The following is a 10,585-nucleotide window of genomic DNA, read 5'->3' on the forward strand; positions in this document are numbered from 1 at the left end:
GAGAACGACACAGGACCGGCGCGAACGCCGGCCCTGTGCCTGTTTGGGAGGGAGTGGAGCGGGAGCTACATCATCCCGGGCATGCCGCCCATGCCGCCGCCCATGGCAGCAGCAGCCGCAGCAGCAGCGGCAGGATCGGCTTCCTCGGGCTTGTCGGTCACCAGTGTCTCGGTGGTGAGCAGCAGCGCCGCAATCGACGCTGCATTCTGCAGCGCCGCACGGGTCACCTTTGCCGGGTCGATGACGCCGGCAGACACCAGGTCCTCGAACTTGCCGGTGTCGGCATTGAAGCCCGTGTTGCCGTCGGCTTGCTCGATCTGCTGCACGATGACAGCACCCTCGTAGCCGGCATTCTGCGCAATCTGGCGGCTGGGACCTTCCAGCGCCCGATGCACCATGCGAGCCCCGGTGGCCTCGTCGCCGTCGAGGTCGAGCGCTGCCACCGCAGCACGAGCCCGCAGCAGCGCAGTGCCGCCGCCGGGCACGATGCCTTCTTCGATCGCAGCCCGGGTGGCCGACACGGCGTCCTCGATGCGGTGCTTCTTTTCCTTCAGCTCGACCTCAGTGGCCGCGCCGACCTGGATCACCGCCACACCGCCGGCCAGCTTCGCCAGCCGCTCCTGCAGCTTCTCGCGATCCCAGTCGGAGTCGGTCTCGTCGATCTCGCGCTTGATCTGCACGACACGCCCATCGACGTCGCCGCTGTCGCCGCCGCCCTCCACGATCGTGGTCTCGTCCTTGGTGATGATCACCTTGCGGGCGGTGCCCAGTAGGTCGAGGGTGGTGTTGTCGAGCTTCAGGCCGACCTCTTCGGAGATGACCTCGCCGCCGGTCAGGATCGCCATGTCGGCCAGCATCGCCTTGCGTCGCTCGCCGAAGCCAGGTGCCTTCACGGCTGCCGATGAGAACGTGCCGCGGATCTTGTTGACGACGAGCGTGGCCAGCGCCTCGCCCTCGACGTCCTCGGCGATGATCACCAAGCCCTTGCCGGTCTGCATGACCTTCTCGAGCACCGGCACCATCTCGGCGACCGCGCCGATCTTGCCGTTCACGAACAGCAGGTACGGGTCGTCGAAGACAGCTTCCTGGCGGTCGGGGTCGGTCACGAAGTACGGCGACAGGAAGCCCTTGTCGAACTGCATGCCCTCGGTGAATTCGAGGTCGACGCCGAACGTGTTGGATTCCTCCACCGAGATGACGCCGTCCTTGCCGACCTTGTCGAACGCCTCGGCGAGCGTCTCGCCGATCGTGGTGTCGGCTGAGGAGATCCCGGCGACGCTGGCGATCTTGTCCTTGTCGTCGGAGACATCGGTCGACATGTCGACCATCTCGTCCACAGCGGCTGCCACCGCGGTCTCGATGCCCCGCTTGAGCTCCATCGGGTTGGCACCGGCGGCCACGTTGCGCAGGCCCTCGCGGACCATCGCCTGGGCCAGCACGGTGGCGGTGGTGGTGCCGTCGCCGGCGACATCGTTGGTCTTGGTGGCCACTTCCTTGACGAGCTGAGCACCCATGTTCTCGAACGGGTCGTCCAGCTCGATCTCGCGGGCGATGCTCACGCCGTCATTGGTGATCGTGGGTGCCCCGAATGACTTCTCGAGCACGACATTGCGGCCCTTGGGCCCCAACGTCACCTTGACCGCATCGGCCAGCTTGTTGACGCCAGCTTCGAGGCCGCGCCGGGCCTCCTCGCTGAACTTCAGGATCTTCGGCATGTGTTGGTTCTCTTTCTTGTCGGCGCGGTCAGCGTCAGGCCACGATGGCCAGGACGTCGCGGGCGCTCAGGATGAGCAGGTCCTCGCCGCCCACGGTGATCTCGGTGCCGCCGTACTTGCTGTAGACGACGGTGTCGCCGACGCCGACATCCATCTGGATGATGTCGCCCGACTGGTCGGAACGCTTGCCGGGGCCGACCGCAAGTACCTCGCCCTGCTGGGGCTTTTCCTTGGCGGTGTCGGGGATGACCAGGCCGCTGGCGGTGGTCTCCTCGGCGTCGCTCGGACGCACGACGATGCGGTCCTCAAGTGGCTTCAGGTTCATGGTCGGAAGTGCCTCCTGTGGCGCTGTGCCCTGTCTGGGGCGTGTCATGGAACTGCCCGGCGGCACTTAGCACTCTCACCGGGCGAGTGCTAACGATACGAGCACACGTAAGCGGCCACAACCTCGCGCTAGCACAATTGCAAATTATGTTGCTTATGAAAGAACGAGTGGGATAAGTTCAGATCAATGACAAACAGTTCATATCTGTCATTTCACCCCGAGAGGCCGACACAGCAGTTGTTGATGACGACCGAACAGTTCAGAACAGAGTTTCCGAACGAGAGCAACTACGTGGAATGGAAGGCAGGCGTCAGCCGCAAGGAGATCCAGCGGGCGATTGTCGCGTTTTCCAACGCCGACGGGGGTGTGCTGCTGCTCGGCGTCAACGACAGCGGCCAACCGACAGGCAAGCCGCTGGATGCAGGTCTGGAGAAGACGCTGTGGGAGATCATCAACGATGTCGAATCGCCCGGCCCGATCAAAATCCGCTCCCTGACCGTCGGGAACGTGCTGATCACCGTCCTCTCGATCGGACGGCGGCTGCAAGGGCTCGCACAGACATCGGATGGCGCCGCTCTGATCCGCCGGGGCAAGCAGAACCTTCCATTGACGGGCGCAACTCTCGTCGAATTGGTGACAGAGCGCACACATGACAGCTTCGACAGCAGCCCCTCGGAGTGGTCGATTGCCATGGCCGATCCGAGTCTGCTCAGGCAGCTCTGCGAGGCTTTCGATGTCGATGCCGGACTCGACGATCCCATCTTGGCCGATGCGCTCGAAGAGCGAGGGATGCTCGTACGTCGGTCCGGCGAGGCGGTGCTCACCAAGGCCGGCGCTCTCTTCTTGGTGCCGCAGGCATCGAGCGAGTTCGGCAAGTGCTTCGTAGAGGTCTTTCGCTTTCCCAATCCTGATGGCGAACACGACCTCCGTAGGTCGTTTGCAGGCACCCCTGCCCAGCAGGTCGATGAGACGACTGCGTGGCTCGACAACGAACTGGGTTTCGATCTCGTGGTGCTCGGACGCAAGCGTCACGAGCTTCGGCGCCTCCCGGTCAGGGCGCTGCGAGAGGTGATCGCCAACGCCGTCGCTCACCGCGACTACCAACTCGCAGGATCTGCAGTAGAAGTACGGGTCACACCTCACGAGGTGACGGTGAAGTCCCCGGGTGGCTTTGTTGCGCCCGTGACCAGCGAGAACCTGCGCCATGCGCATGCCGCGCGCAATCGGCGCATTATCCGCGCACTACGCGCTTTCGGCCTTGCAGAAGACGCGGGCCGCGGCGTCCGGGTCATCTTGGAGGAAATGGCTGAGGATCTTCGAGCTGAGCCCACCTTTGCCGAGGACCCTGCCGGACACGTCACGGTGCGGCTGCCGATCGAGAGTCCAGTCTCACCTGAAGAGCGTGCGTGGGCGCGTGAGCTTGAGCAACGAACCTTGTTGCAGCCGGAGGACCGGCGCGTGCTAATCGAGGCGGCGCGAGGAGTCGAACTCTCGAACACCAGTGTCCGGTCACTGCTCCACGCCGATAGCTCGACGGCGCGCCAGAGTCTGCAGAGGCTGCGCGACGCCGGCTTTCTCATCCAAGACGGTGAGCGTCGTGGCACCCGGTACTACATCGCGCCTGGGCTTCGACGCCCTGCTTGGGTTGGCTTGGACCGCCTTGGCATACAGTCCGCCATCCTGGAATTGGCCGACTCGGGTCCCATCACGAATGCAGCAGTACGCGAAGTCATGGGACTCTCTCGATCTGACGCAGTAGCTGTGCTCCGAAACTTGGTGGCCCATGGTCAGCTCGAACTTCGAGGCTCCAAGCGTGGCTCGCACTATGTACTACCCGGCAGCGGTTGATCAAGGCCACGTTTCGTAGGCTCGGTCGCCTTGTACGGCGGACGGAGAGGTAGCGATGTCGGCGAAAGCATGGAACGGCCGGGACTACTACGTGGCGTTCGGACACAGCGTCGTACACGGATACAAGGACCAGTGGGGCGGCTGGCGATGGGATTTTGCGCGTCGCTACAGCCTCCTGAGCGGCGGTGGCGGTGAACGCTATTGTAAGCCGTTGCGACACCTCAAGCCCGGACACCAGGTCTTCGCCCATGTGGCGCGTGCCGGGTATGTCGGCGTCGGCTTGGTGACCAGCACGCCGAGGCGGCTCCGAGAGGAAACTGTGCCCGTTGACGGCGAGGAGCGGTTATTGATTGAACAGCCCGACTTCGTCGAGCGCTTCGCATTGTGTTTCGCTGATCGGGTGAACTCGGACAACGACAACATCAACGAGAGGGTCGTCCCTGTCAAATGGACTGTTGCTCGCAACATCGATTGCGCATTCTGGGAAAAGGGTCTGAAGGCCTACCGGAACACCGCCTGCAAGCTGACCGATCAGCACACCATCGACAGGGTCCTAGCCGAGTTCGGCCTCGACGAGGACTGACTGGCCCTAAAGGTTGTGCAGCCTCGCGTGCGGGCTGACGACTCGGGTGGAGGCGGCTGAAACTGCCCCTGCGGCAATGGCGTATGTGATCGGACCGGTGCGCGTCAACAGTTCGACTGATGGGCGTCAATTGAGGAAGTCGATGCGGAGGTTGGGGTCGGCGCCGCCGTCGAGGTCGGAAGGGCCATCGCTGGCCAGCCGGTACCAGGCGGTCGCAGCGATCATGGCGGCGTTGTCGGTGCACATGGCCCGGCTGGGCAAGTAGGCATTGAAGCCGTCTTCGGTGCAGATGTCGAGCGTTCTTTCACGCAAGGTGCTGTTGGCTGCCACGCCGCCGGCCAGGCAGATGCCCGCCGCCCCGACCTCATGGGCTGCTCTGCGGGCTTTGTGCGTGAGCACGTCGGTCACGCAGGCCTGGAACGACGCCGCAACGTCGGCGGCGGTGACCTCGGGATGGGCCCGAACCCAGTTGATGACCGCCGTCTTGATTCCCGAGAACGAGAAGTCGTAGCCGTCGTCGAGCATGGCCCTGGTGAGCGGGACCGCAGTGGGGTCGCCCTCGGATGCCAGCCGGTCGATGACGGGACCGCCCGGGTAGCCGAGTCCCAGGTAGCGGGCCACCTTGTCGAAGGCCTCCCCGGCGGCATCGTCGCGGGTGGCGCCCAGCAGGCGGTAGCGGCCATGGCCCTCGAACGAGATCAGCATCGTGTGCCCGCCTGAGACCAGCAGCGTGACGAGCGGGAACTGCACCTCGGCGTCGTGCTCGTCGAGCAGCGCCGCATACAGGTGGGCCTCGTGGTGGTTGATGCCGATGTAGGGAACGTCCCACACCAGCGCCAGCGCCTTGGCAGCGGCTACCCCCACGAGCAGACTGCCAACCAATCCGGGACCACACGTAGCCGCCACGACATCGATGTCGCTGTCGGCGGCACCGGCCTCCACTAGTGCCTCGGCCACGACAGGCGTGATGAGGGCTTCGTGGGCGCGGCCGGCGATCTCGGGAACCACACCGCCGTAGCGGGCGTGGAGATCCACCTGGCTGCTGACGATGCTGGAGCGCACGTCGCGGCCGTCGTCCACGACCGCTGCGGCCGTCTCGTCGCAGGAGGTCTCGATGCCGAGGACGGTCGTCATTGCACCCCCATGGCTGTGTTCATTGCGCCCTCGGCAACGCCGAGGGCCGTGCTCGATGCGCCCTCGGCAATGCCGAGGGCCGTGGCAATGGCGTCCAGGCGTTCGCCGTGCGAGCGACTGTCGATGTCGTGGCACCACATCACCAACGCGTCCTCTCGCTTTCCGCCAGGGCCGCCCCGGTAGTAGTTCTTGCGACTGCCGACGGGCGCATAGCCGAACCAGCGGTAGAGCCGCTGCGCCGCAGTGTTGGAGGAACGCACTTCCAGCGTCAGCGCTTCCAGCCCATCGATGCGCCGGGCCTCGCGGTGCAGCTCCAGCATCAGCCGTGCGCCCACGCGCTGACCCTGGCAGTGAGGATGCACCGCCACCGAGGTGATGTGCCCTTCGCCGGCCACGATCATGAAGCCGCCGTAGCCGATGACGCCGGTCGGTCGGCCGTCGGGGCCCGGCGTGCAGGCCACGCGGTATACCCGCTCGCCGGCCCGCTGCAATTCGTCCAGGTACAGGGCCATCGACCAGGGCCTCGGGTACACCAGCTTGTCGATTCGGCGGATCTCGCGCAGATGCTTGCGGCGCATCGGGACGATGACGGGTGGCGGGGCGGCGGGAGGCCGGCTCCCGGCAGGGACCGCGACGTTCGGTGACGCATGAATGCTCACGACCGCTCCCGCTGCTGCCAGTTGATGCGGGCGTCGGGGGCGCGCAGGTACATCGGCGCTATTTCGGACGGGCTGACGAACTCCTCGCGCAGCGCCCGGGCGTGCGCCAGCTCCACCAGCGCTCCAGCATTGGGATGGCGTAGCCCCTCCCGGCCGATCTCGGCTCCCCGAACGTCGCCGAGAACCTCGGCGTAGCGCTCGGCACCGTCGCCGACGATCAGCGTTTCGGCACCCGTCGCCATCAGCTGCGCGGCCACGTCGGTGGGCTGATCCACTGCGGGCGGGCTCATGAGCTGGATCCCCCCGGGCGCCCGCCGGTAGGTGGCGTAGAAGATCTCTCCCCGGCGAGCGTCGACGGTGGAGACGATGAGCCGATCGCTGAACCGTGCCGGGAACGCCGTGAGGTCGAGGCTGGAGACGCCGATCATCGGGACGCGGCAGGCATGCGCAATGGACTTCGCAGTCGCCAAGCCCACCCGCAAGCCGGTGAACAGGCCCGGGCCGACATCGACGGCCACCAGGCCGATTTGCGACAGCTTCATCTGCGCCTGCTCGCAGAGGAACCGGATGGCCGGCGCGAGCGTCTCGGCATGGCGCCGGTCGCGGGTGGTGTGAAACGAGGCGATGATGCCCTCGTGCCCGCCGATGGCCACGCCGACCTGCGGCGTCGCTGTCTCGATGCCGAGAACTAGCACTGCGCTGCCTCCGCGCAGCGGTGCACTAGCACTGCGCTGCCTCCGCGCAGCGGTGAGCTAACACGGCGGCACCGGGAAGCTGTCGGCGAAGTGCCACGCTGCGGCGAGCGAGTCGGCGCGGTCGTGCCAGCTCGGACCAATGAGGTCGGCCTCGAAGATGCGGATGTCGGGCGACTCGCCGGGGTCGGCCAGCCGGATGCGCACGCGCAGGAAATCGCGTGGCAGCTCGCCGATCACCACCTCGCCCCACTCCACGCACACCACGGCATCGTCGTCGAGCAGTTCGGGCAGATCCAGATCGAGCACCTCGCCGAGGTTGTCCAGCCGGTACACGTCGAGGTGGTGCAACCTCATGCGGCCCTGGTAGCTCTGCGCGAGCGTGAATGTGGGGCTGGTCACCGGCTCAACTACCCCGAGAGCCGCCGCCAGCCCCTGCGTGAACACCGTTTTGCCAGCACCCAGGTCGCCCGACAGCAGCAGCACATCGCCAGGGCGCAAGAGCGGGGCCAGCGCCGCAGCGACAGCTCGCGTCCCGTCGGCGCTCGTGGTGCGGAACCGCATAACGGAGCTTGTCTAGCGTGCTGAGCCGCAGCCCAGCGCCTCTGCCCGGCGGTAGACGCGGGGGACGCGCAGCGAGATTCCGGTGAGCACTTCGTAGGGGCTACGACCGGACCAATCGGCCAGATCGGTGATGGTGACACGCTCGTCGCCCTGGCGGCCGACGAGAGTGACCCGGTCGCCGTTGTAGGCGCTGCCATCGCCGAGGTTGACCATCGTCTGATCCATGCAGACATGGCCCACCACGGGGTGCGGCGCACCGTCGATGAGCACGTTCGCCGGTCCCTGCGCTGGCCCCTGCTGCGGACCTGTGCCCAGGGAGCGGGCGTAGCCGTCGGCGTACCCCACGGGCAGGGTGATCACCCGGGTCTGGCGGTCTGCGGTCCACGTGCTGCCGTAACCGACGGATGCACCGCGGGGCACCACCTTGAAATAGACGACCTCGCTGTGCCAGCTCAGCACCGGTTCGGTCGGCAGGGCGGCTGCGATCTCGGGTTTGGGAGCCACGCCGTACAGCACGATGCCCGGACGGACACGGTCGAGGTGGGCCTCGGGCAGGCGGGCAATGGCCGCGGACGCCGCCATGTGCCGGACGGGCGTGGGCAGCGAATGTCGTTCGTAGAAGCCCAGTGCCTCGCTGAAGCGCTCGAGCTGACTGCGCGCATCGGACAGATCACCACTGTCAGCGTTGGCGAAGTGGCTGAACACGCCCTCGACGCGGACCGAGCGGCAGCGAAGCGCTTCGGAGAACAGCCCCTCGGCGTTGTAGTGGTGAACGCCGATGCGCTCCATGCCGGTGTCGATCTTGAGATGCGCCCGGGCGGTGGTGCCTGCAGCGACGGCTGCTTGGTCGATCTGGCGCAGTTTGTCAATCGACGGCGCCGTGAGGATCAGATCGTGGGCGAGGAACAGCGGGATCTGGCGCTCGACGGCACCACCGAGCACATGGATGTCGATGGTCAGTCCGGCGCTGCGCAGCGCCAGCGCTTCCTCGACATAGGCGACGCTCACGCACGACACCCCGGCAGCCTGCAGCGCCAGCCCGATCTGCGCGATGCCGTGGCCGTAGGCGTTGGCCTTGACCACTGGCACCACCTCGGCCCCCCCGACGTGTCGGCGGATCGCTGCCAAGTTGCGGTCGAGCGCGTCGAGATCAATGTCGCACCAGGTAGGACGCATCTGTGATGCGTCGAGTGCGGGCAGCCGCATCTGCGATGCGTCGGTCATGTGCCGCTCGTTTCGGAACTGGAGGCGGTGAGGCCGGTTCGTACCACCCCCAACAGCTCGACCTGGTGCATCGCGGTCAGCGGCGTGAGGGCTGATCCGGGGTCGTGACCGCCGAAGGTGGCAGTGCAACCGTGCCAGTGCGCAGCGGCGGCGGTCTGCGACAGCACGGCGTTCGGCTCGGTCGCGCCGGCGGACAGGACCGCCGCAATCACGCCTGAGAGCACGTCTCCCGATCCAGCCGTCGCCAAGCGAGCCGTCCCTGAAGCGGCCGCCAGCACGACGGCCATGCCAGCGTCTCGGGCAGCTCGGGCGGCGACGAGCGTCGTCGGTCCTTTCAGGAGAACAACAGCATTGAATTCTTCCGCTGCCCGGCGCACTGCCTCGAAGCGGTCGGCCGCTGGCGGACCGCCTGTGAGCTTGGCGAACTCCCCGTCGTGAGGCGTGAGGACGGTCGGCGCTGTCCGCTCATGCAGGCACTCAGGATGGTCCGCGAGTGCCGTGAGGCCATCGGCGTCGACAACCAGCGGTACCGGACAGTCGGCAATGAAGCGAGCTGTCTGGGCCAAGGCAGCGGGGTCGGTGCCGATCCCCGGTCCGATGACGGCCGCGTCGAAGCGCTTGATGTCCTCGAGCGCGGGCCCGGCCCATTGCCCTGGCCGGAGGTCGAGCGCCACCGCCTCAGACGGTCGAGCGACATCGGCCGCTCGCAAGCCCGGCGAGCTGACCACCACCATGCCGGCGCCCGATTGCTGGGCGGCCGCGCACACGAGATGTCCGGCGCCGCGCATCTGGGGCGAGCCTGCAATGACCCGCACGGCCCGGCGCCACTTGTGGGCCGCCGGCTCAGCCGCCGGCAATGCGACATCAGCATCGGCATCGGTCACGAGCCACGACATCGCCCCGCTGGCGTCGAGCCCGATCGGGGCGAGCTCCACCTCGCCAGCGGCAACCGCGCCGGGATGCAGCAACAGGCCCGGCTTCAGCGCGCCGAAGGTCACGGTCATTGCTGCGGGCCAGCAGCCGTGGTCCTCACCGGTCAGCGCGTCGATACCGGAGGGGATGTCGACCGCCAGCACGGGTGCTGCCGGTGCTGTGTCCGCACCCCACGACCCGCGCAGCCCGGTTCCGTACGCCGCGTCGATGACGAGGTCCCACGCCGCTGACGTGGGCGCCCCGAGATTGGCCGTGCAGACAAGCTCCAGTGCCTCGGGTGGCGTCACGACTCGGCAGCGCACGCCCCATCGCTCCAGCGCCGTCGCTGCGACTCGCCCGTCCGCGCCGTTGTTGCCCTTGCCGGCGGCCACGAGCACCCGCCGCCCGTAGGTGCCGCCCATCATCCGTCGGGCTGCGATAGCGACGGCTGCGCCGGCACGCGCAACCAACACATCGGTGCCTTCGGGCGCGGCCGCGTCGATTGCCGCCATCTCGGCCGGCGTCACAATCGGGATCACCGTGTCGCTCCAGGCCTATTGCGCCAGCACCATGGCGGCTGCCACCGAATCGGTGTGGGTGAGCGTCACCTGCCATTCAGACAGGCCGGCCGCCGCCGCCCGTTCGGCCGCGAGGCCCCGGAGCACCAGTTCGGGTCGGCCCCCGGGATGGCGTGCCACTTCGATGTCGCGGAACTTGCACGCCCCCAAACCGATGCCCAGCACTTTCATCACCGCCTCCTTCGCAGCAAATCTGGCGGCGAGGCGGGTGTCGGGATCGACCGTCCCCATGGCGTAAGCGAGCTCGGCGGGGGTGAACAGGCGGGTGCGCATGCCGCTGCGTCGCTCGAGCACTGCGGCGAATCGCTGGACGTCCACCATGTCGAGCCCGATCGAGGTGCTCATCTGCCG

11 protein-coding genes are annotated in these 10,585 nt (G+C 67.0%); 2 read left to right on the top strand and 9 right to left on the bottom strand.

Annotated features, from left to right (window positions below; genetic code table 11):
* Nucleotides 1–65: 65 nt before the first annotated feature.
* Nucleotides 66–1,715, bottom strand: a complete 1,650-nt coding sequence (gene groL / locus VI480_RS01270; protein WP_323671001.1) for a chaperonin GroEL — start codon at nucleotides 1,713–1,715, stop codon at nucleotides 66–68.
* Between the two features lie 34 nt (nucleotides 1,716–1,749).
* Nucleotides 1,750–2,040 (bottom strand): co-chaperone GroES, encoded by a 291-nt coding sequence (gene groES, locus VI480_RS01275; RefSeq protein ID WP_323671002.1) that lies wholly within the window; start codon nucleotides 2,038–2,040, stop codon nucleotides 1,750–1,752.
* Nucleotides 2,041–2,283: 243 nt separating this feature from the next.
* On the opposite strand from groES, the gene VI480_RS01280 reads away from it, so the two are divergent.
* Both VI480_RS01280 and VI480_RS01285 read left to right on the top strand, forming a co-directional pair.
* Nucleotides 2,284–3,888: an ATP-binding protein gene (locus tag VI480_RS01280; protein WP_323671003.1), complete on the top strand. Its 1,605-nt coding sequence runs from the start codon at nucleotides 2,284–2,286 to the stop codon at nucleotides 3,886–3,888.
* A gap of 91 nt (nucleotides 3,889–3,979) precedes the next feature.
* Nucleotides 3,980–4,471, top strand: a complete 492-nt coding sequence (locus VI480_RS01285) for a hypothetical protein (protein WP_323671004.1) — start codon at nucleotides 3,980–3,982, stop codon at nucleotides 4,469–4,471.
* A 126-nt stretch (nucleotides 4,472–4,597) separates the two neighbouring features.
* Here VI480_RS01285 and tsaD read toward each other — a convergent pair whose 3' ends face one another.
* Genes tsaD through VI480_RS01320 form a run of 7 tightly spaced genes read right to left on the bottom strand, consistent with a single transcriptional unit; the run spans nucleotide 4,598 to nucleotide 10,579 of the window.
* Entirely contained in the window at nucleotides 4,598–5,605 is a 1,008-nt protein-coding gene (gene tsaD, locus VI480_RS01290) for a tRNA (adenosine(37)-N6)-threonylcarbamoyltransferase complex transferase subunit TsaD (protein WP_323671005.1), read from the bottom strand.
* A complete protein-coding gene (rimI, locus tag VI480_RS01295; protein WP_323671006.1) occupies nucleotides 5,602–6,264 on the bottom strand; it encodes a ribosomal protein S18-alanine N-acetyltransferase in 663 nt (220 codons plus the stop codon). The genes tsaD and rimI overlap by 4 nt, the downstream gene beginning before the upstream one ends.
* Nucleotides 6,261–6,959, bottom strand: a complete 699-nt coding sequence (gene tsaB, locus VI480_RS01300; RefSeq protein WP_323671007.1) for a tRNA (adenosine(37)-N6)-threonylcarbamoyltransferase complex dimerization subunit type 1 TsaB — start codon at nucleotides 6,957–6,959, stop codon at nucleotides 6,261–6,263. The genes rimI and tsaB overlap by 4 nt, the downstream gene beginning before the upstream one ends.
* A 57-nt stretch (nucleotides 6,960–7,016) precedes the next feature.
* Nucleotides 7,017–7,520: a tRNA (adenosine(37)-N6)-threonylcarbamoyltransferase complex ATPase subunit type 1 TsaE gene (tsaE, locus tag VI480_RS01305; RefSeq protein ID WP_323671008.1), complete on the bottom strand. Its 504-nt coding sequence runs from the start codon at nucleotides 7,518–7,520 to the stop codon at nucleotides 7,017–7,019.
* A gap of 12 nt (nucleotides 7,521–7,532) precedes the next feature.
* Entirely contained in the window at nucleotides 7,533–8,744 is a 1,212-nt protein-coding gene (gene alr / locus VI480_RS01310; RefSeq protein ID WP_323671009.1) for an alanine racemase, read from the bottom strand.
* Nucleotides 8,741–10,195, bottom strand: coding sequence for an NAD(P)H-hydrate dehydratase (locus VI480_RS01315; protein WP_323671010.1), 1,455 nt, complete (start codon nucleotides 10,193–10,195; stop codon nucleotides 8,741–8,743). Before VI480_RS01315 ends, alr begins: the two co-directional genes overlap by 4 nt.
* 15 nt (nucleotides 10,196–10,210) lie before the next feature.
* Nucleotides 10,211–10,579: a holo-ACP synthase gene (locus VI480_RS01320; RefSeq protein WP_323671011.1), complete on the bottom strand. Its 369-nt coding sequence runs from the start codon at nucleotides 10,577–10,579 to the stop codon at nucleotides 10,211–10,213.
* Nucleotides 10,580–10,585: the final 6 nt, after the last annotated feature.

This window comes from Candidatus Poriferisodalis multihospitum (assembly GCF_028283155.1).
Taxonomy (GTDB): Bacteria; Actinomycetota; Acidimicrobiia; order Acidimicrobiales; family Poriferisodalaceae; genus Poriferisodalis; species Poriferisodalis multihospitum.